At 45.1% G+C, this 18,893-nt stretch carries 26 protein-coding genes and 1 pseudogene; 2 read left to right on the top strand and 25 right to left on the bottom strand.

Annotation, left to right across the window (positions count from 1 at the left end):
- Positions 1–247 precede the first annotated feature (247 nt).
- Complete coding sequence (locus tag ACRRNK_RS00800) at positions 248–1,279, top strand: SPL family radical SAM protein (protein WP_433944961.1); 1,032 nt, start codon at positions 248–250, stop codon at positions 1,277–1,279.
- Positions 1,280–1,572: 293 nt separating this feature from the next.
- Here the strand turns inward: ACRRNK_RS00800 and speB are convergent, their stop codons facing one another.
- From speB to ACRRNK_RS00765, 7 genes are all read right to left on the bottom strand, one after another.
- Positions 1,573–2,442, bottom strand: coding sequence for an agmatinase (speB, locus tag ACRRNK_RS00795; RefSeq protein WP_433944960.1), 870 nt, complete (start codon positions 2,440–2,442; stop codon positions 1,573–1,575).
- Positions 2,443–2,454: 12 nt separating this feature from the next.
- Positions 2,455–3,282, bottom strand: a complete 828-nt coding sequence (gene speE, locus ACRRNK_RS00790) for a polyamine aminopropyltransferase (protein ID WP_127200746.1) — start codon at positions 3,280–3,282, stop codon at positions 2,455–2,457.
- Positions 3,283–3,567: 285 nt separating this feature from the next.
- On the bottom strand, positions 3,568–4,002 hold the full coding sequence (locus tag ACRRNK_RS00785; protein ID WP_433944959.1) for a hypothetical protein: 435 nt from the start codon (positions 4,000–4,002) through the stop codon (positions 3,568–3,570).
- A 311-nt stretch (positions 4,003–4,313) separates the two neighbouring features.
- Positions 4,314–4,898: a histidine phosphatase family protein gene (locus ACRRNK_RS00780; protein WP_433944958.1), complete on the bottom strand. Its 585-nt coding sequence runs from the start codon at positions 4,896–4,898 to the stop codon at positions 4,314–4,316.
- Between the two features lie 54 nt (positions 4,899–4,952).
- Positions 4,953–5,450 carry an N-acetyltransferase family protein gene (locus tag ACRRNK_RS00775; RefSeq protein WP_433944957.1) on the bottom strand — a complete coding sequence of 166 codons (498 nt, stop codon included), beginning with the start codon at positions 5,448–5,450 and terminating at the stop codon, positions 4,953–4,955.
- A 417-nt stretch (positions 5,451–5,867) separates the two neighbouring features.
- Positions 5,868–6,413, bottom strand: coding sequence for a DUF4188 domain-containing protein (locus ACRRNK_RS00770; RefSeq protein WP_433946756.1), 546 nt, complete (start codon positions 6,411–6,413; stop codon positions 5,868–5,870).
- A gap of 39 nt (positions 6,414–6,452) precedes the next feature.
- A complete protein-coding gene (locus ACRRNK_RS00765; RefSeq protein ID WP_433944956.1) occupies positions 6,453–7,193 on the bottom strand; it encodes a YdcF family protein in 741 nt (246 codons plus the stop codon).
- 254 nt (positions 7,194–7,447) lie between these two features.
- Here ACRRNK_RS00765 and ACRRNK_RS00760 point away from each other — a divergent pair, with 254 nt between their 5' ends.
- The gene (locus tag ACRRNK_RS00760; protein ID WP_433944955.1) at positions 7,448–7,717 is read left to right on the top strand and encodes a hypothetical protein; all 270 of its coding nucleotides are present in this window, start codon (positions 7,448–7,450) and stop codon (positions 7,715–7,717) included.
- Between the two features lie 20 nt (positions 7,718–7,737).
- Here the strand turns inward: ACRRNK_RS00760 and ACRRNK_RS00755 are convergent, their stop codons facing one another.
- The 18 genes and pseudogenes from ACRRNK_RS00755 to ACRRNK_RS00670 all read right to left on the bottom strand — a co-directional run bounded on the left by ACRRNK_RS00755 (position 7,738) and on the right by ACRRNK_RS00670 (position 18,860).
- Positions 7,738–8,067, bottom strand: coding sequence for a low molecular weight protein tyrosine phosphatase family protein (locus ACRRNK_RS00755; RefSeq protein WP_433946755.1), 330 nt, complete (start codon positions 8,065–8,067; stop codon positions 7,738–7,740).
- Positions 8,068–8,091: 24 nt separating this feature from the next.
- Positions 8,092–8,553 (bottom strand): hypothetical protein, encoded by a 462-nt coding sequence (locus ACRRNK_RS00750; RefSeq protein WP_433944954.1) that lies wholly within the window; start codon positions 8,551–8,553, stop codon positions 8,092–8,094.
- Positions 8,554–8,655: 102 nt separating this feature from the next.
- Complete coding sequence (locus tag ACRRNK_RS00745; protein ID WP_433944953.1) at positions 8,656–9,198, bottom strand: GrpB family protein; 543 nt, start codon at positions 9,196–9,198, stop codon at positions 8,656–8,658.
- A 26-nt stretch (positions 9,199–9,224) separates the two neighbouring features.
- Positions 9,225–9,800, bottom strand: coding sequence for a hypothetical protein (locus tag ACRRNK_RS00740; protein ID WP_433944952.1), 576 nt, complete (start codon positions 9,798–9,800; stop codon positions 9,225–9,227).
- 36 nt (positions 9,801–9,836) lie between these two features.
- A complete protein-coding gene (locus ACRRNK_RS00735) occupies positions 9,837–10,472 on the bottom strand; it encodes an NUDIX hydrolase (RefSeq protein WP_433944951.1) in 636 nt (211 codons plus the stop codon).
- Between the two features lie 22 nt (positions 10,473–10,494).
- Positions 10,495–11,184, bottom strand: coding sequence for a protein phosphatase 2C domain-containing protein (locus tag ACRRNK_RS00730; protein WP_433944950.1), 690 nt, complete (start codon positions 11,182–11,184; stop codon positions 10,495–10,497).
- A 3-nt stretch (positions 11,185–11,187) separates the two neighbouring features.
- Positions 11,188–11,610 (bottom strand): SRPBCC family protein, encoded by a 423-nt coding sequence (locus ACRRNK_RS00725; protein WP_433944949.1) that lies wholly within the window; start codon positions 11,608–11,610, stop codon positions 11,188–11,190.
- A 31-nt stretch (positions 11,611–11,641) separates the two neighbouring features.
- Complete coding sequence (locus ACRRNK_RS00720) at positions 11,642–12,148, bottom strand: hypothetical protein (RefSeq protein ID WP_433944948.1); 507 nt, start codon at positions 12,146–12,148, stop codon at positions 11,642–11,644.
- A 50-nt stretch (positions 12,149–12,198) separates the two neighbouring features.
- On the bottom strand, positions 12,199–12,930 hold the full coding sequence (locus ACRRNK_RS00715; protein ID WP_433944947.1) for a metallophosphoesterase family protein: 732 nt from the start codon (positions 12,928–12,930) through the stop codon (positions 12,199–12,201).
- Positions 12,931–13,031: 101 nt separating this feature from the next.
- The gene (locus ACRRNK_RS00710; protein ID WP_433944946.1) at positions 13,032–13,514 is read right to left on the bottom strand and encodes a hypothetical protein; all 483 of its coding nucleotides are present in this window, start codon (positions 13,512–13,514) and stop codon (positions 13,032–13,034) included.
- A gap of 199 nt (positions 13,515–13,713) precedes the next feature.
- Positions 13,714–14,181, bottom strand: a complete 468-nt coding sequence (locus tag ACRRNK_RS00705) for an SRPBCC family protein (protein ID WP_433944945.1) — start codon at positions 14,179–14,181, stop codon at positions 13,714–13,716.
- A gap of 32 nt (positions 14,182–14,213) precedes the next feature.
- A pseudogene (locus tag ACRRNK_RS00700) lies at positions 14,214–14,721 on the bottom strand (AAA family ATPase).
- Positions 14,722–14,858: 137 nt separating this feature from the next.
- Positions 14,859–15,203 carry a hypothetical protein gene (locus ACRRNK_RS00695; RefSeq protein ID WP_433944944.1) on the bottom strand — a complete coding sequence of 115 codons (345 nt, stop codon included), beginning with the start codon at positions 15,201–15,203 and terminating at the stop codon, positions 14,859–14,861.
- Between the two features lie 283 nt (positions 15,204–15,486).
- Positions 15,487–15,648, bottom strand: coding sequence for a hypothetical protein (locus tag ACRRNK_RS00690; protein WP_433944943.1), 162 nt, complete (start codon positions 15,646–15,648; stop codon positions 15,487–15,489).
- A gap of 54 nt (positions 15,649–15,702) precedes the next feature.
- Positions 15,703–16,011: a hypothetical protein gene (locus ACRRNK_RS00685; RefSeq protein WP_433944942.1), complete on the bottom strand. Its 309-nt coding sequence runs from the start codon at positions 16,009–16,011 to the stop codon at positions 15,703–15,705.
- A 355-nt stretch (positions 16,012–16,366) separates the two neighbouring features.
- Positions 16,367–16,819 (bottom strand): hypothetical protein, encoded by a 453-nt coding sequence (locus ACRRNK_RS00680; protein WP_433944941.1) that lies wholly within the window; start codon positions 16,817–16,819, stop codon positions 16,367–16,369.
- A gap of 10 nt (positions 16,820–16,829) precedes the next feature.
- Complete coding sequence (locus ACRRNK_RS00675) at positions 16,830–17,396, bottom strand: hypothetical protein (RefSeq protein WP_433944940.1); 567 nt, start codon at positions 17,394–17,396, stop codon at positions 16,830–16,832.
- Positions 17,397–17,993: 597 nt separating this feature from the next.
- On the bottom strand, positions 17,994–18,860 hold the full coding sequence (locus tag ACRRNK_RS00670) for an alpha/beta hydrolase fold domain-containing protein (RefSeq protein ID WP_433944939.1): 867 nt from the start codon (positions 18,858–18,860) through the stop codon (positions 17,994–17,996).
- Positions 18,861–18,893: the final 33 nt, after the last annotated feature.

Raw genomic sequence — 18,893 nt, 5'->3', positions numbered from 1 at the left:
AAGTTATAAAGTACTACATATAAATTTACCCATTCTTGAAGTGAATCAACAATAGATTGAACTGGTAAGCTTGATAACTCTGGTGAGTAGGATGTGAGTTGAACAGTTGACGAGGGAGAGATGAATGACTTTAAATGAGAACATATGTTTGGTATGATGTATGTAATATGTCATTCCCATTTTCGCTATCTCGTTGCCAGTTATCAGTAATATTTAATTTCTAACCCCGAGGAGGGTATTCGTAACCATGCCTGAGACCACATATGAGCATGTTGATACTAAGCAGACACTTAATCGGGTAAAAGAAGAAAGGATGCCCTTCGATTGGTCGATCAACCCTTACCGGGGCTGCGCCCACGGTTGCAGCTTCTGCTACGCCCGGGCATTTCAGTCATTCATCGGCCGTGGTGCTGAGGATGAGTTCCAGCACCATATTGTTCTGAAGCAAAATGCTCCCGAAGCGTTGGAGAGACAGCTGTCCCGACTGGCGGAAAGGTTCGGTTATGATATCGAAGCGATGCGAAAATATATCGGTCAGGTTACGATCGGAACAGCCACGGATCCATACCAGCCGATCGAGGCGAAAGCCCAGCTGACCCGTGATTGCCTGAAGCTGCTGGCCAAGTACCGGATAAGCACCAGCATCACTACCCGATCACCGCTTGTGACAAGGGATCTGGATATTCTGACCCAAATGAGCGATATATCCGTGAACATCAGCATCAATTCGCTGGACGCCGGGCTTATCCGCCGCATCGAGCCTGCTTCGCCGCATCCTCAGATGAGGCTTGAGACCGTGCAGAGACTAGCCGAGAGCGGTGTACAGGTTGGAATCTTCGCAGCTCCTGTTCTTCCGCTGCTGACCGATTCCGAGGAAAGCCTGGAATCACTCCTCTCTGCGGCCAAGAATCATGGGGCTGAATTCGCGATGATCTCGCTGCTGCGCCTATCCAGGGACGTGAAGGCTTGGTATATGAGCACGCTCCGCGCCCACTATCCAGAGCTCGTCGCCGCCTATGGCGAGCTGTACCGGCAGGGGCATTATGCTGATCGTCAGTATATCGACAGCTTCAAAGAACTGTCGAGTCGTCTGCTTCGTAAATATGGGTTATCCGGGGTGCCTGGAGGGTCGGGAGCAAGGGATAAGAGCGAACTTAAGCAAGTAAATGCGACCTCTCTGCCTTCTGCCGTGAAGACAGGCAGATTCCCGGCTCCCGCAGCTACCGTTACGAAGGATGAGATTCAGCTTGAGGTGGAGCAGCTGTCCTTCTCGTTCTAGACAAGAATAAGGTAACATAAGGCCCCCTGCTTTGGAGTAATGATCGGTGCGTGGTCCGGACAAGCTTGGATGGCTGGTCAGCTATTTCTATTGGGGTTCTATATAACTTTTGATTAAACCTTTCGATTGTAGACATGCCGCTTATTCTCTATGCTGATCCCGCATGCAGATATATTCATCTTATCCAGCGCATTTAAGAGGCATCCCCATTGCTGTTACACAAAAGCACCCCCTCCTGAGCCGTATTCCTGGCTTAGAAGGGGGTGCTCTCTTATTTATCTTGATTACTCAAACTATTTCACAAATCCAAGCAGCATTTCACGGATCAGCTTGGCTGCGACAATCTGAGTCTGCTCTGTTGGGTCGTAGATCGGTGCAACCTCTACCAGGTCACAGCCCACCACGTTCACATCGGAGCCAGCAATCAAATGCACGGCTTCGAGAAGCTCTTTGGATGTGATCCCGCCAGCTTCCGCAGTACCGGTACCCGGTGCGGCAGAAGGATCGAGCACGTCGATATCGATGGTTACATAGACAGGACGACGGCCAATCTTCGGCAGGGCCTGCTTGAGCGGAGCCGCAACTTCAAACGGATAGAAGTTGATGTTCTCGCGCGCATACAGGAATTCTTCCTTCGATCCGGAACGAATTCCGAATTGGTAGATATTCTTCCCGCCCATAAGTTCCGCGGCTTTGCGAACCGGCGTCGAGTGGGACAGAGGCTCGCCTTCATAGTTCTCGCGCAGGTCTGCATGCGCATCGATATGAATGAGCGCCAGGTCTGGATACTTGGCGTACACTTCCTGGAAGATCGGCCAAGAGACGAGATGCTCGCCGCCGAGACCGATCGGGAATTTGCCGTCGGCCAGCAGGCCGCGCACATATTCCCCAATGACCTCAAGGCTGCGGGCTGCGTTGCCGAATGGCAGCAGCAGATCGCCTGCATCGAAGTAGGTCATATCGACGATGCTTTTATCCAGGTACGGGCTGTATTCTTCCAGCCCTACCGAAGCCTGGCGGATACGGGCAGGACCGAACCGGGAACCCGGACGGTAGCTGACCGTGAAGTCCATCGGCATCCCGTAGATGACCGCTTTGGACTCTTCGTAATTGTCGGAGCTGCAGATGAATACGTTGCCGGAATAGGCTTGATCCAGTTTCATATGAACAGCCTCCTATTTCACCAGATCTTCAACGAATTTAGGGAGCACGAACGCTGCTTTGTGCAGGCGAGGTGTGTAATATTTCGTATCGATCTCAGGAATTTGAGTCTCATCTACTTGCAGCGGATCATGTGTTTTGCTCCCCATTGTGAAGGTCCACAGACCGCTTGGGTAAGTAGGAATGTTTGCACCGTACACACGAACGATCGGGAAGATTTCCTTAACGTCCTTATTGACCTTTTGGATCAGGTCAGCCTTGAACCATGGATTGTCCGTCTGAGCGACGAAGATCCCGTCGTCCTTCAGGGCTTCATGAATGCCTTGGTAGAAGCCACGCTCGAACAGCGGAGCCGCAGGGCCCACAGGTTCCGTGGAATCGACCATGATGACATCGTATTTATTTTTATTTTCGATAATATGCATATATCCGTCATTCACCAGAACCTCTACACGAGGGTTGTCCAGCTCACCGGCGATTTCAGGCAGGTATTGCTTCGAATATTCGATAACCTTGCCGTCGATCTCAACGAGTACCGCTTTCTCTACACCAGGGTGCTTGAGAACTTCACGGATAACCCCGCCATCTCCACCGCCCACAACGAGCACGTGCTTTGGATTAGGATGGGTGAACAGCGCCGGATGCGCGACCATTTCATGATAGACGAATTCATCTTTGATCGTAGTCATGACCATGCCGTCCAGGACGAGCATGCGTCCAAATTCCTCAGTGTCAATCATCGCCAAATCTTGAAAGTCCGTCTTCTCCGTTACAAACGTTTCCCGGATTTTCGCTGTAATGCCGAACGCCGGAGTCTGTTTCTCAGTAAACCACAATTCCATCGTATATACCTTCTTTCCGTCAGAATAGTGTTTAGCCGCCATATAAAGCCCCTAACCAAAACGGGTTCTCCAGTTACACTTCTCGCGAAAGCTTCACTTCCTATATTGTACCAAACAAATTGTATAATAACACAAGATGAACTTGGATGCGACCTATGTCATGGCGGTGTAGATTGGAATGTAAATCGCCTCCAGTTTTTTAACCCCATTCTTATTTCCAGTACGCAAATAACCCGGTTCACAGCATGCTGCGGACCGGGCCAGTTAGGAGAGTTAGCTCTCTTCCTATAGCTTTTGAATTTGGTATACGAATTTCCATTTTGCCGTATTTCCTGAGTATCTGCCCCGGTTCTCTTCAACCACGACATCTAATGACTTAGTTATACTTTTGCTGATTGAGGATGCCTTAATGGTAGAGCTGTTGCTTCCTTCGTCAGGAATGCTATCTTGTTCCTCTGCTGCCGCTTTCAGTGTAACACTGCCAGTTGATTTTAAATTAAGCGTAACTGACTCTCCTTCTTCAATTCGCTTTCCGTTGATAAAACTCTCCGTATACCATTCGTTACCGACATGATTATTCTCTACCAATTCTACACTTACAAGCCTTACCTTGACCTTGATGGTCTTGCTGGCTGCGGCGGCGGATAATGGCTGAACCGTTAATACAAACACAAGAATTGCTAGACATATTGCTTTGTACAGATCTTTGGCTTTATTCACCTGAGAGTGCCTCCCTCAAAAGATTAATATAGATGTGCTGTATATACTTCTATGGCTTAGCCGCTTCTCCTTCTGTAAAAGATAGCTCCAAATAAAAATGAGCTGCTAAATGCAGCTCACTTTGTTATCCCATTTGATTATTGGCGGTTCCTAAACTGTCAACGAAGTTATGGAAAGTTTGATAACCTAACCACATGACGAATCCTATAACAACTAACAACCCAATAATTCTCAATAGTTTTGATGACATATATGTATCCCCTCGTTAGTTGTTAGGGCCATGTGCATTGGATCTCAGTGCAGTTAGATTATTACTCCCATATCCGCTGCAAGAGCACTTGGCTTCCGCTTATTTCAAGTAAATACACGTCAGGATTGGATAGTCTCTTCCATTGTTCAAAGCCAAAATCCGGTTGATAGTGTCTGATTAACAAGGATAACAGCCCACCATGCGTGACTACGGCAAATGTCCTCTCGGGCCTTGCCAGCAGTTCCTGAAGAACAGCTATCCCTCTGCTCGCAGCCTCCGCGATGGATTCACCGCCTTCAAGAGCGAAGCTCTCTTCAGCGTAAGATCGCTCAAGCAGCTCCATCCAATTCTCAAGCGGCACCGGACTTAACACTCTCTCCTTTAGTCGTTCATCCGTACGTATCTTAATATGGGCAAGCTCACTTAACGGGCGTATTGTATCGATTGCCCTAACGTAAGGACTTGAGACAATGTACTCGATTCCTCTATCTTTAAGGCAGCTCGCCAGCTGCTCAGCCTGAACCTCGCCTGCCTCAATGAGTGGAGCTTCAGGTTCCTGGCCTGCTGCAGCGGCGTGACGGATGAGATAGATATGCTTCAATTTCTTCACCTCTATGGATTGAACTAAAGGATTTGGGTGATCCATTCTATTTCAAGCGTTAGCCCTAATCCAAACGTCCATTTCTTTAGTTCGTTCCTCTTAAATCCTTTTGTAGTAAAAAACTGTAGCATCCAAGGCTCCCCCAGCCGACTGCGCGAACTCCGGGATACGGCCTGCTTCAATATAGCCTAATGACTTATAGAGGTCATTAGAAGGGTCCCCCTCTCTGGTGTCGAGCACCAGCAGAGACCTTCCCTCTTTCTGTGCTGTCTCCTCCAGGGTCTTCATAAGCAGGCGGGCAACGCCGCTTCTCCGGCTGTCCGGATGAACCATTAATTTGGCAACCTCAGCCCTATGAGAAGCGTTCTTTTTCCCAGCTAAATGAAGCTGAACAGTACCAATAATCTGATCACTGTGGACCGCGATCCACAGCTTCACCTCCGGCCCAACCACCTGCTTCCAGTATGCATCTGCTTCCTCTACCTCAAGCGGAGGGAGGAAGCCAATGGAGGCGCCTCCCTCCACGACACGAACCAGCAATTCGGACAGCTGCTCTAAGGCTGCAGGCTCTAAGGTATGGAGTTCTACAATCTTCATTTTTTGACACCTCTGGTTCGTAAAAATAATGGCTCCCTAGAGTGGATAAGGAGCGTAAGAAATAATCCGGATTATGGCTAAGGCCAGTAAGCCAAGTAATAACGGTAAAGCCCTTAACAGAAGGGAATGTTGATATCTGCTGAATATGAAATATAACAGGGAGAACAAAAGCGACCCGTAGAAGAAGGCGTAGCCCATCAACAAGAGAGGCACAGTCATAAACAGTGTCAATTCGTCATGGAAGAACCACTTGAGAGTATGTAGGAAGACGATTAGAATGCTGCTGAATCCGCTGAGTATCAGCGTCAGCTTATATAAGACCTTGGCTCTCTCCTCCTTAACTAGCGAGTCCATGTGTAATCACCGCCTCCATAAAGGTAATCAGATATCTTAGTCAGTGGCTTTGTTCTAGTTCACTCATGTGCCATGATTATAAGGATTGCCCGGCGTCGGCACGGCCGGATCACCCTCTCCTCCCATTCTTCGCCTTGATGTCTCCATTCTGCCCGTGGCTGGCACATGACTTCCCGCTTTCGCCAGGCCAAATACGGGCATGTTCCCATAGATGCATTCATACTGTCCTGGCTCGATCTTGTAGGTCTCATGGTATATTCCTACGGTTCCATCCGTACCCACGGATTGATTGAACTTTCTCCATGCTTTGAGATGAATTCCCCCGCGGGCGTACTTCTCCAGCTGCTCGTAGCTTTTCCAATATTGAAGAACGGTGACGCCTCTTGAACTCAGGAAGAACTCAGAGCTAATGAACCTGATCTCGGGATTCTGATACAGCTCTTTCAGCATAGGACCCATGGCAGCGGCTACAGGCCACCATTTATGAACGGCCCAGATCCGATTGATTCGCATCCCAATTACAAACACAACGAACGGCCCCTCGATTTCAGCGGCATACCTTCCAGGATTACTTTGGCCCCTGTAGCTCCTCCTCTTTCTTTTCCCAATTAGCGGGGTTATGAATATAAAGGTTACCCAGCCCCTTCCCTACAACAAGGCCTTAATAACCGCTAAATACTCTCTAATCATATTAATTGGCTTAAGGTATAGAGGTGAATCTCCGGATATGCCATAGGCTTCATAACCCAGAGTCCCTGCAATATACTTCGCCCTGAACATATGGTAGTCACTGGTGACTATCATGATTTTGGGATGGCTGTCCCCTCTGTCCTGCATTAGCGCTTTGGAGAAAGTTAAATTCTCCTTCGTGCTTGTCGATCTATCCTCTAGCCTGATTCGGCCTTCGGCGATCCCCTGACTTATAAGATACTTCTTCATCGCTGCCGCTTCAGTTATGTCTTCACCCGCCCCTTGGCCTCCGGATACGATAATCGGGATCTCCGGGTGCTGGTTCGCATAAGGCAAGCTTGCATCCAATCGCTGCTTCAAGGTGAACGACAGTCGTGTCCCCTTAAGGCCGGAGCCAAGTATCACAACATAATCAGCATCGGTTACTGCATGGTCATCTGTGCGGAAGCCTGACAACACAAAGAACTCCACAATCACAAAAGAGACTAACAGCAGCGCGGAGCAAGCCATCAGCGCTCTCCTTAGAATAACGTGCTTCTCTAGGTCTATCATTCTCAAAAGCATCAGGACGAAGGCCACACCACATATAAAAGCAACTGCAAAGTTATCTTTGAAAAGAAACGCTAGAATCAAGAAAACAATCGCCATAGATAATTCCAGATAAGACGTGGCACGTTCATTTTTCGGGACGAACTTCATGCATTTCTCCTTCCAAGTTAGGGTGGTCATTTCTATTCATTTATAGAGAGGTTCAACTGCGATTAGAACCTGTCTTACAGCAGGAGCGGGCGCTCCTGAAAAGGGAAAACCCCTTCCAATATTATACATCACAGCGATTGGAAGAGGTAATTTTAACAGACACCAGGTGCCCTAGATTTTAAAATATAATAACGAAACTTCGCTTCCAGACGTTCATATACTAAGACTTACAGTAAATTACAGGAGGTGGAAGAGTGAAGCCAAAAGATCTTTTTTGGTCCATCGTGCTTAATGGGTTTCTGGGTTATCTCTGGGTGCTGTTCTTGAGGGACATTACGGAGTTAACCCGGATGTGGGACCATTTCCTGGCTAAAGGCGCTGTATTTGTACTTGGAACCGCCCTATTTGGCGAGATTGCTAACAGGGTTGTGCCTTTACATGAATATAAATGGTCTAGCCCTGTAAAAATAGCCGGTATTGCTTCTTATCTACTGGTAGTATTAATCTGCTTATATACCAAATAGCTATTTCCAAGCAAGGGGTCTCAATCCGGAACTTCAATATACTCCGACACCCTTGCTTTCAATATTTCTATCAGTTCCTCATCCATAAAGGGATAATCATCAGGGATATCCAGCCGGATGATCCTTTTGCCGGTGAGGCTGGAGCCGAACTTCTCCTTGAGTCTGCGCGTGTGCTTGGTCTCCATCACAAAAATAAGGTCAGCCCATCCAATGTGGCCTGCCGTCACTTTAATTCTTGCGTTCTCTTCGGTGCCGGCCGATCTCACCTGGTACATGCTGTATTGCTCAAAGATCTTCTCCGCCGTTAGGCTTCTCCATTTATTCCGGCTGCAGATGAACAGCAATTTGATTGAAATCACTCCTAGTTACGGTCTTTACTTAAACTTGTCCCACATTTGGTTGAAGAAATGCTGTTCCCCGGCTATCCAGTACTGTTCCTGCTTAGGCACTTCATCAAGAAAATCCTTGTACAGCCCCGTCCACCCATCTGGAACATAATGCTCCAATGACATCGGCTCAGGGAACAGGGAGTAGAGGATTCTCTCATCAAAATTCACATAAATCGTAGGGATGAATTCCAGCACCTCGTCATAGCTTTCGAACGCTTCCCTCAGGTCCTCCAAAGTCTGTGCCAGCTCATTCGTAGATACCCTAAGATCATCGATTCGCTCTAAAAAGACCTCCGCCGTAGTCTCATCCAGTACTGCGATGCCGAACCGGTCCTCCATCTCCGTATTGAGGAACCAGTATTCTCTCTCGGTGATATACCAATTCCAGGTTCCCCGAAAGACAACGCCAACGATCAGAACTTGCGCATATTCAGGCATTAGCTTCATAAGGGGCTCCTTTCTTAGACCGGGTCTGTGGATTAACAAATCTATTAGGCATTTTCTATTCAAAAGTCTTTGTTTCCACTGCAATCCATCTCCCACTTTTGTTCATGCATCCGATCTACCGGGTCTCCAGCCGATTTCCTGTGACCATATATGAGCTTTTCCTAGAATATCCCAGACGATAGGGCCCTTTCCTTCCACATACTTGGGTCGTTCATTCTTGTACAATCCCATCAGACGATGCTTCTCCTGGGCGTACCTGGCGCAATCCTCCGGGTGCACTCTTAAGTAATCGCGGAAAAGCAGGGTTATCTGCTCCGAGAAACTGCCTGCTTGCCTTACATGGATATGTGTCCTTCTGTGACCAGGTATTTCCCGGAAATATCTCTTGGTCTTATCCGGATTCTCCTTACGAAGCTCAAAGCCTAAGCTTTCGATAGCAGACTTATAATCTGTATCGATGTCAAAATTCCCCACCGAGATTTGAATATCTATGATCGGCTTCGCGTCTAAGCCTACCACGGATGTAGATCCGACATGATCTATTCGTAGTGCGGTACTTCCCAGAGAGGCTCTAAGCCTGGTTCCCAAATCAACAAACAATCCCGGCCACTGAGGCTCATAAGGTGCTATTCTCCACTGATCCATGTCCAGCTGCTCCTTCGGTTATGCATTCAGCCTCTAAACTCGGCGATCTCCAGCTCATTCAGAATCTGATACCACTCTAGAACAACCGGAGGTACCCGTCTGATCTTTGAATCCAGGTACAGATTTAGTTCGGGAATCGGGTGAGCATATTGCTCCCGGATCAATTGGTTGATCGAGCTTAACTGCGTGTAAGCCCCAAGTTCAGAGAGATCGAATCCTTTTTGAGTCAGAGCCTCAAATATGGACTCGCTTAGCAGATACAGCTTGGAGAAATCGAGCGTGATCCTGCGATACTTGTTATCAAACTCTTCATCCGTATACAGAAATCTGTTGTAGTATTCCTTGGTACTCATATGAATTTGATACCTGTAATTGTCGTCATCCGTGCAAAAAACTTCAGCATGGCAGACATCACAGATTACCGTCCCGACCTGCCCATACCGCGATCCATCGTAATGGTACAGCCCGCCCGTCTGATTGCTGCACGCCATGCAGTATACGGGAGTTATCTCGGTATCTACGACAACCCGTGTGTTGTTGTAGAACTTGACGTTCACATCATATTCATAGACTTGTTCTTCTGTTAGCTTGGAAATCCCCATGGTTCCACCTTATTTCTTAAAGTCTACAGTCCTCTATTAACTATCAATCCGCTCATGAATCGTGTTAAAAAGCAGTTCAAAATACTCCGGCGAATTCAGGGCAATATCTTCCCTGCTTATCTCCCGGACAGCCGGGTTCGTCACTCCCTCTTGTTCATCGTGAAGCACACCTACTGCCGGAATGGACTTGCGCCCACCAGCCAGAAGCTGTTCAAATTCCTGAAGACCCACCATGAACAAGCCCGAAATTTCACTCAGCTGAAAATGATACTCCTCTACCGGCTTCTCGCATTCATATACGAAAATATGATTAAACTCGCGGTCAATGAGCTGCTCTGAGAGTACATACTCCTCGGCCACCCTGCCGCAGTAAATAAGCTCGCTTATGGCAGCAGACAGCCCAAGTTCCTCCTCCAGCTCGCGCACCCCATCCTGAACAGTCTCTCCGGCCATAAGATGTCCGGCGCAGGATGTATCGAACATGCCGGGGAACGTATCTTTGTTCCTGTGGCGCAGCTGCAGAAGAAGACTCGGTCCCCGCTCGGCTGATGGATTCAGAACCCAGCAATGGAAAGTCTGATGCCACAACCCTTGCGCGTGCGCTTCCTGCCGACTGGCAGTCCCCAGGTGGTTCATATCCTTATCGAAAATATCAAACATTTCGGTAGTCATTGGCGGCACTCCTATTGTTAGTTCAGAGATTGAATTGATCCGAGGGAATCGATCCTTTGGCTGTATTATGATAAGTCCAGCAGATCATAGTAGCGCTATCCTTAGTCTTATGCTCATGTAGATGTTCAAAAATGAAATTCATATTCTCTTTCAATTCTCTGTCATTTACTAGAGACGAATATAAATTAGCCGGGTTCTGATAGAACTGGCCCACAGAATCCAGGACCCCATCTGTCATTAATACAATATAATTACTGCCCGGCCTTAACTGCCTCCTGCCCACAGTATAACCCGGAACAGGCAATTCGAAGGTATTCACCTGTCCAATCCATTCATAGAATTGTCTCTGGTTCAGGCCATACTGACCTAATCTCGCTAGTTCAGGATGCAGTAACAAGGCCATGCAATCTCCTACAGAGAACCACCAAATATATTGATTCTTCTGAAAAACAATGAGGCAGGATGCTTCGCCCGTTGTCTCTCTGCATGCTTTTTTAAAGTCTTCACTTGTAAAAAGGTCTACGAAGTAAGCTTCTAACCCCGTAAACACATTTTCGCTATCAAGTAAATTAATGAGACTTACCTTATGAGTAGTTAACGTGGCTCCACTGCTGACATTCCCACCATATCTGCCCACAATTATATTGCTGTGACACGTAACCCTGATCTCGTCCAATCCCGGTTGGTTACTCCCCAGCCAAGCATACTCCATAGGCTATTCCTCCTTACAGATCCCTTGCAGCCTGCCGAGCACATCCTCCCACCGTCTCTTCATCTCTTCACGAACTTCCGGTCCGGATAACTTCTCCTGATGGAAGCTGATTGTGGTCTTATAGTCACCGGCAGGTATAGTCCGGATCTGAAGCGTCGAGGGCTTCGCCCAATGCTCTTTGGTCCATGACAGTCTTATGTTCTCCAACTCATTCACCACTCTGAATTCCCCTGTGATCCCTTCCTCGGTCTGATATAATTGTCCTGCTCGCACATCCACGGAACCCGCCTCACCCAACCAAATATTTATGCCCTCAGTGGACGTAATCATGTTCCACGCTTCTTGAACAGGAATGTGAAAGGTTCTTCTAACTCCAGCTTGAAAACCTGTTGCCACCGTCTGGCCTACTGGTTTCGGACTATTCACGATTACACCTCCAATATAGATAGGTAGATTGCTATTTTCCTTTGCCCAATTTGTTATGAAATACAATGGCCACCGCTGTGCCGACTAGCACAAAAAGGATGATGGGAAGGATGAAGTTCTCCCCCGAATACGAGGTTCCGGCAGGGCTATTCCTCTCGTCTTCCGTATTGTCCCCACCGGCCGAATGTTGTCCCTGGTAATAAGCCTTTACATAAGTACCATCCCTATTCTGCACGGTAATCGCCTGCTCCACCGGGGTTCCCTGTATGCGGAAGTACGGTGTGCCTTTTGGCAGTGCATTGGAAAAGTTACCTCCGTAAGACCCTTCCTCATCCGAGTAGTAAGATACCTGCCCAATCTTGCCCCCAAGCAGGGACTTGCTCACGGTGTCATTCGAGAGAGCATAGGTCTTCCCATCATGAACAACAAAGGCAAAAGCCCAGCTAGCCGAAGCCGCTGTCGCCGACATAACATATATCAGCAGAATGAACAGAGTTGTTCGGGGCCATCGATACAGGTTAACCACCTCTTCATTCATGGTATCCCAGTAGGGGGCGGATCTCATTTATGTCTCATACTTATGCTCTATCAGGTTGTAATCCCTCTGTATTTCGCTGTTCTGAGCTCCTGTATATATTCATTCAGTTGTGGCATTCCCGCATCAACAGCCTCTTGAATAGCCGCCTCAATATCGTAAGTTACCCTCAGAAACTGAATATTCAAATCGGCCGTATCCTGGCTGCCGTACTCTCCTTCCAGAATCACATAGGAGGCGCTAGTCAGGTCCAGCGGATTCCCGACACTCCCCGTGTTGAACAGCGTCTTCCCATCCAGGTGTTGAAGATAGGCATTATGAATGTCTCCGTAACCAATCACATCGGCATCTCTTGGGTCCTTGCACAGCTCAGATCCTTCGCACAGAGAGAGCCGACTTTCGTGGCTATCCCACGGCTGGATGCGCTCGTACAGACTTCTTGGGGAGGCGTGAAACAGCCGAATGTATCGGCCGCTCATCAGGAATTCGATGGAAAAGGGGAGCGAGCCCAGATAATCCAGACGTTCCGGTCCCAATCGATCCTGATGCCACTTGAGCGCGCCATTCGTGGTCTCTTTTCCAATAAAATCATCCCAGTTCCCCCGAACCACCCGTTCACAGTTCGCCTTAATCAAGTCCACCGCGACATCACCGCTCGGGCCCTTCCCAATTAGATCGCCAAGGCAGTAAATCGCGCTGACGCCGCGCTTATTAATATCTTCAAGAACAGCCTGAAGGGCTGGAACATTCCCGTGAATGTCGGATATGATTGCGATTCTATTCATGGACCCACCTCCGATAATTGTGTGGTAATCTAGTTAGCTCTTATTATGCTTGATCTTCTTTACTTCAAATCCTTCATGGTTAAAGCACGGCTTCATCTTTTCTAATTCAGTTCCTTGCTGGCTACCTTAAGTTGTGCACTTAATTCATCATAGATCTTATTTGTTCCATCCACTATTCTTCTCATAGATGGGCCATTTCCACCTTGGGCTAGCAGCAATTCTCCCTGACTATATTTTATGCTTATCCAGTTCGTATTGTAATAATTGAATAACGGGTTAGAGTGCTTATATCTGCTGATCTCTTCAACTTCTCCGTAAGGAAGGACAATATTCAGGTCATTTTGCAGGTACATATAACTCTTTATGATATTTCTCTTCGGTTCTTCCGCGAAATAATGAAGATCTGAATCTCCAATCTCCAACCTTCCCTTAGAATAAAAGACAACCGGGGCATAATCGAACAAGGCCCTCACCTTGGGTACCTGGGAAGCCTTCCACACCTGCTTATCCTTTGTGCTTACGATACTCGCAAATTGATTAAGATGGTCCACGGAACTTAACCATATGTTGGTGTAACTACTCATAACGCCCTCCGATGCTCTTGTATGCATTAATTGTTTAGCTATATGGAATGAACTAAAGAGATGAGCGTATGGATTAAGGCTAACACCTGTTAGTAAAGGAATCGATCACGCAGTATTTAGTTCAATCCATATAGTGACCCTACACTCCATATTCCCTTGCATCCTCGTTAACAAGATAACTGCCTGTGATAACAGAATCCTATACTCGGGCCTGTCTACCTTCCGCAATCTTCTTAAGCTCATTATTTCTATACTCAATAAATCGCTTCATATAATAACGCAGAAGCAGCCGCTCCACGATCCAACCTAAGAATCCAAATGGGGCTTCGAACTGAAGAGTGTCCGTCATCAGCGTCGCACCATTACGTTCCTTAAATTCATGGGTGTGCTTCATGCTCTTAAAGGCTCCGCTCACCATCTGATCAACGAAAATATAAGGCCGTTCGAATTCAGTAATTCGTGATGTAAGTCTTTGCCTGATAAGAAAATGGGTCGCTTCAAAAGTAACCGTTTCGCCCCGGTTAATTCGGCCAACGCAAGTTCCCTCCACAGCGCGTTCCTTAGTGTGTCTCCAGACTGTGACTGTATGGAGCTGGATGTCTCTGGCGAGGTCAAAACAAACCTCTATGGGAGCATTAATTTCTAAGTCTGTCTTTATTACGATCACATGCTCATCCCCTTCTGCTCCCGGCTTCTTTACTATAATTGGAACTTGTCCTTGATCATCTGAGCTGCCTCTGCAGGGCTAATGCTCGTGTTGTTGATTCTGATGTAATTCTTCTTATCAATCTCCCCTTCGCGGGAGTTAAGTCTGTATCTCTCAGCTGTTTCTATTAAATCCCGTTCAGATCGCTCGAAATTCCGCTTGGTAGGCTTATGCAACAATCGGTGCGGGCTTTGGTTACGCTCAAGCCTTTCCTCCAGATCGGCTTCAAGCTCGACCAAATACACGGTGCCGCCCCTGGATTCAAATACATGACTAATCTCCTCAACATAATCCCAGTCCGATTGCAGATCAAATGCCCATACATAGGCGGAACAAGCTGACCAGACGCTTCCCCGCATCCGTACTATAATCAAAGAAAGGGGTAACCAATTCAATTGTCATATGATTGTGAAAAAGCTTCAGCCCCGTTATTTTCTCCAGCTCGTGCCCAACGGTCATTTTGCCAACTGCCTGTGGTCCGAATATAATAATGAATTTCATAAGTCCTCCCTTTAAATTCGCTCTGCTTGTGCAGTTAATCCTGCTTTACTTGGCTACCCGTGGTGCATTTATGGCAAAAAACCAGCCCTGGATGTTCTAATTCTGGGCTGGTTCACGTTCGGATAGTACAGTATCAATTATTCTGCATGTTTAAAGTTCTTATCTTCCTTGCCCCTTATCGGTCCAATTCCGTCAGGCCTTACTGTATTACTTTTGTCATTGTAGTCATAGAAATATTTAACGTCTTGCTCATCTTTATATGTAACACTAATATTATAAGGATTATATCCAAACAGCTTATTCTCCCAGTGATATTTAACCTCAACATCAAATGCGCCTTTTGAATAGCCCTTCTTGATTAAATGTTCCACCATTACTAATTTAACTTCATTTAAGTTCTTATGATTGGTGGCTATTCCGAAGTAGAATAACATGACCACGATAAGTACGACAACGGAAGATAATAAGATGTATTTACGCACTGTGCTCCCCTCCCTTCCTGGATGTTCAGAAAACCATTCACTTTAAATACTCATAACGTACTTGTATTCACGAAACGCCCCAGCCTTAGATAGCTCTTATCTTAGGTTGGGGCGTTGGTTGTCGAGTTATATTCCATTACTATGTATATCTTAACTGTAAAAACCTTGATCCTCCTATACTCGTTTACTTTTTTTAAAACTTGTAAGTCCTGCTTTGTGTTGCTTGAAGTTGCATTTCCCCGTCTGAAGGCCCATCAGAGTTGCCCATTAGTCTATCACCCTTCTAGTCCCTATCTTTCATAAAGAATCCAATACAAATTAAAATAAATCCCAATCCCCCAATAAAAATTTCGTTTCCATAAAATTTAATGCCAGGCTCTCCTTGTATGAAAAGGCTTATCAGGATTATTGCGAGACCGAAAATCATAATTTTTATTGATTTCATGGGATACACACCTTTCACTATTAAATTATCTTTCAATTCACTTATTAGGATCTTTTATATGTCCCATTCTCTATCAATCTCTAGTACGACTTGCTCTCTTAGATCATTAATATATTGATATACATCGTTTATATCTATAATTCCTTCAACATTCTCCCGTAATAGCTTAATGAAAAAATCATGTTCGCTTTCTCTTGAGCTTATGCCCTCCGAATAGTGCTTGTCATAGTCCTTAACAAAATCAACTCTGCTACTATACAGCCTGAAGCGTTCGAGGATATAAAGTTCTCTTAAGTTGATGAATAAAGATAAGAAGTCTTTAAAATTTCTTGCAACTAAACTAACTTCATTACCAAAAGCCAATGCTGTATGAAAATAATGGGAGCTTTCTCTAAATCTCTTATACGGCCATTGAAGGTATAGTAAGCAAAATGGTCGCCATCTACTCCTGTTCTTCCAAACACGACCGCGTCATCAGGAGTACAGTAGTACCTATCTTTATCGTCATTAAAACTGATATGAAAACCTATGTAATCATCGAGTGTCCGACCAAAGTCCTTTCGTAATTTCTTATCCAGTTGAACAAGCCTTTCTAGGCTCCCTGGCATATTAGTTGGCATCTATGATACCCCGCTTATATAAAAATGTTTTTGATTACTTACGTCTAAGGCAATCCGTGCAGATATGCTGTGTATGCTTAAAAAGTATCTAATCCACTTCAGTTCATTACTGTAATTTCAATGGCCTCCAGATCATTAAGATGTTTGTTCATAGGTCTTATCCAATACTCGATTTTCGGACCTTTAGATAACATTTCATTCCCTTTGGCTAATTCCAACTCTTCTGGAGTAATTAGTTGTTTGGTACTATCTTTAATTTTTCTAAATATTCTGGTTCTATCTGTAATAACGACAAACTCTGCATCCGTCTGATTTGACTCATTATATTCCTTATATTCTTCTTTCATTGATGGAGACGTATTTATAATTGTGACGGTATAGAGAATTCCAAGATTATGACTATATTTGCTATCTTTTTGATTGACTACGCTCAATAACTCTCCAGAAAAGTGTTTGAAAAGTTCATTATTCTGGACTTGAGCTTTATTGGAGCATGCAGTTATTACACTGATCAGGAGAGCCATGAATAGTAATATCCGTGTTTGTCTCATAATTCCCTCCTTAACCAGTCACATATTTCTTAAACTGTTGTCTCCCATGATCATTAATTCCAAATCTGATGTACAAGAAGTTCTTCCCATTCTTAGGATACTCGTAATCTAACAGCAACTCATAATCCTCTAAATCCCATTTCACATCCTTATAGACTTTATCATCATTTTCCTTGCTCAGGAAATCATTCCTCTTGGGCTCCCCATAGTCCTGAATCAAGCCATCCAGTACTTTCCTAGCATAAGCCTCATCGACATTTTCTACTGAATAGTTATATAAAATTAATCTAAAATCATCTAGCTGCTTCTCATCCATTTGTTGATCAATAGCAATGCTGTTGGTAAAATTCACTCTCAGCTCAACATCTTTTCCGTATAATTTCGTATAGTTATCAATTTCCAACGTTTTAATGTCCAAATTATCTCGGATAACAAATGGATACTGGGCAAGTTTGTCTTTACCCTCATTCAGGGTCATCCCGATACTGAAATCGTCAAAGGTTTTTTGATTTGTACATCCACTCACAAACGCAATTAGGGTCATAATAATCAGTAAGCTAAAACATTTCTTCCTCATGTGGTCTACCTCTTTTTCAGCTATGTATTTTTTGAATTCATATCCCTAAGTTTCTGATTGATGTCATCTAACGATCTTTGAATATCATCCATTCTTCGCAGTCCTGAATATTGATTTCCAATTACCCCAGCTAATCCAATACCAACCACGAATGTTAAAAAGGTAATAATTTCAATCCCCTCCCCTTAATCCGCTCTCCTCGTTGCTCACCATTCATTAGTACAATTTTTTACGAGTGTTTCTATTTGTAATCTTTCTGGTCCAAATAAATGAAAGGCCAATTGAAATTAAAAGGGTTAGAAGGTTTCCTAGGTATCTATCAGAAATCACTGAAGTTAGTATCGCCTTTACAACAGCTTGAATTATAATTAATAGAACAATAAAAACAGCTAAGGAATAGATGATTTTCCCAATATTAGTCACGATGGTGTTCCTCCCACATATTTTATACACAAAACGACCCAACCTTAGATAGCTCTTATCTTAGGCTGGGTCGTTTCTGTCTGAGCTTGCTTCCATGATTATACATTAGGGCAACCGTAGGCGATAGCCCCTATGCAGGAAATGCGTTAGTTATGTACATTTATTAGCTATGCATCACTTATACAAGTGAACTTTCAAGAAGTTAATTAACTCTGTAAATGCGGATTGAACCTCTCCATCATTGAAATTCTGATCGAAAACATGGTCCGCCCCTTCAATAGTGATTAACTTTGAATATATCCCCTCACTCTTGAGTTTTTCATGCATAATTACAGACTGTTCATAAGGTACATCCGTGTCCTGGTTGCCATGCAGAAATAAAGCAGGTGGAAATTCCTTGGTGATGTTGTCGATTGGATTATATCGTTTTATTTTATCCTTATCCAGATGAGGATCCATCTTTGTTACTTCTTGTATCCAGATTCCTTGTTGGCGACAATAGAGATAGTAATCAAATCTATCCCATTTACCATTCGTAACTTCAATATGACCAGTTCGGCTTACAGCACTTATCTTATCGATCATCGGCTTCTGACAGTAGTACTCGCTTGGCTGAGTAATCCAGCTTCCCAGGATATCCCCATATCCATAAAGGGAAACGATCGCATTGGGTCTGTAATCCATTGTCCCGCTCAATAAACCCAGGTATCCACCTGCTGACCCACCCACCACTGCAATTTTATCAATATCAAAGTCATACCACTCTACAGCCTCAGTTCTTACCCAATTCATAGCATCTCTTATATCTTCAACAATAAATTCTAGATTAGTTTCTGGTGCAAGACGATAATCTATATTAACCACGCTAAACCCGGATTTAGTTAGATAATCAATTTGCTCACTAGGCAGCCACTCTCTTGTTCCAAAAATTAAAGCACCGCTATGAATATATATAATTACAGGAGTCCCAGCACCTTGGTAATAGATGTCCGCACCAATAGAGCAATTCTCTAATTGCTTATAGATCCTTGTTTCCTTCATACTTTCCCTCCAAAACAGGTTTAGCTGATCCAA

It is taken from the genome of Paenibacillus sp. SN-8-1, from assembly GCF_050995535.1.
Taxonomy (GTDB): Bacteria; Bacillota; Bacilli; order Paenibacillales; family Paenibacillaceae; genus Fontibacillus.
This window is presented reverse-complemented; position numbering and strand designations above follow the sequence as displayed.

Coding starts and splice junctions, on each gene's coding strand:
- ACRRNK_RS00800 (WP_433944961.1), top strand. CDS start 248: ATGCCTGAGACCACATATGAGCATGTTGATACTAAGCAGACACTTAAT.
- speB (WP_433944960.1), bottom strand. CDS start 2,442: ATGAAACTGGATCAAGCCTATTCCGGCAACGTATTCATCTGCAGCTCC.
- speE (WP_127200746.1), bottom strand. CDS start 3,282: ATGGAATTGTGGTTTACTGAGAAACAGACTCCGGCGTTCGGCATTACA.
- ACRRNK_RS00780 (WP_433944958.1), bottom strand. CDS start 4,898: ATGGATCACCCAAATCCTTTAGTTCAATCCATAGAGGTGAAGAAATTG.
- ACRRNK_RS00775 (WP_433944957.1), bottom strand. CDS start 5,450: ATGAAGATTGTAGAACTCCATACCTTAGAGCCTGCAGCCTTAGAGCAG.
- ACRRNK_RS00765 (WP_433944956.1), bottom strand. CDS start 7,193: ATGAAGTTCGTCCCGAAAAATGAACGTGCCACGTCTTATCTGGAATTA.
- ACRRNK_RS00750 (WP_433944954.1), bottom strand. CDS start 8,553: ATGAAGCTAATGCCTGAATATGCGCAAGTTCTGATCGTTGGCGTTGTC.
- ACRRNK_RS00745 (WP_433944953.1), bottom strand. CDS start 9,198: ATGGATCAGTGGAGAATAGCACCTTATGAGCCTCAGTGGCCGGGATTG.
- ACRRNK_RS00740 (WP_433944952.1), bottom strand. CDS start 9,800: ATGGGGATTTCCAAGCTAACAGAAGAACAAGTCTATGAATATGATGTG.
- ACRRNK_RS00735 (WP_433944951.1), bottom strand. CDS start 10,472: ATGACTACCGAAATGTTTGATATTTTCGATAAGGATATGAACCACCTG.
- ACRRNK_RS00730 (WP_433944950.1), bottom strand. CDS start 11,184: ATGGAGTATGCTTGGCTGGGGAGTAACCAACCGGGATTGGACGAGATC.
- ACRRNK_RS00720 (WP_433944948.1), bottom strand. CDS start 12,148: ATGAATGAAGAGGTGGTTAACCTGTATCGATGGCCCCGAACAACTCTG.
- ACRRNK_RS00715 (WP_433944947.1), bottom strand. CDS start 12,930: ATGAATAGAATCGCAATCATATCCGACATTCACGGGAATGTTCCAGCC.
- ACRRNK_RS00710 (WP_433944946.1), bottom strand. CDS start 13,514: ATGAGTAGTTACACCAACATATGGTTAAGTTCCGTGGACCATCTTAAT.
- ACRRNK_RS00690 (WP_433944943.1), bottom strand. CDS start 15,648: ATGAAATCAATAAAAATTATGATTTTCGGTCTCGCAATAATCCTGATA.
- ACRRNK_RS00680 (WP_433944941.1), bottom strand. CDS start 16,819: ATGAGACAAACACGGATATTACTATTCATGGCTCTCCTGATCAGTGTA.
- ACRRNK_RS00675 (WP_433944940.1), bottom strand. CDS start 17,396: ATGAGGAAGAAATGTTTTAGCTTACTGATTATTATGACCCTAATTGCG.
- ACRRNK_RS00670 (WP_433944939.1), bottom strand. CDS start 18,860: ATGAAGGAAACAAGGATCTATAAGCAATTAGAGAATTGCTCTATTGGT.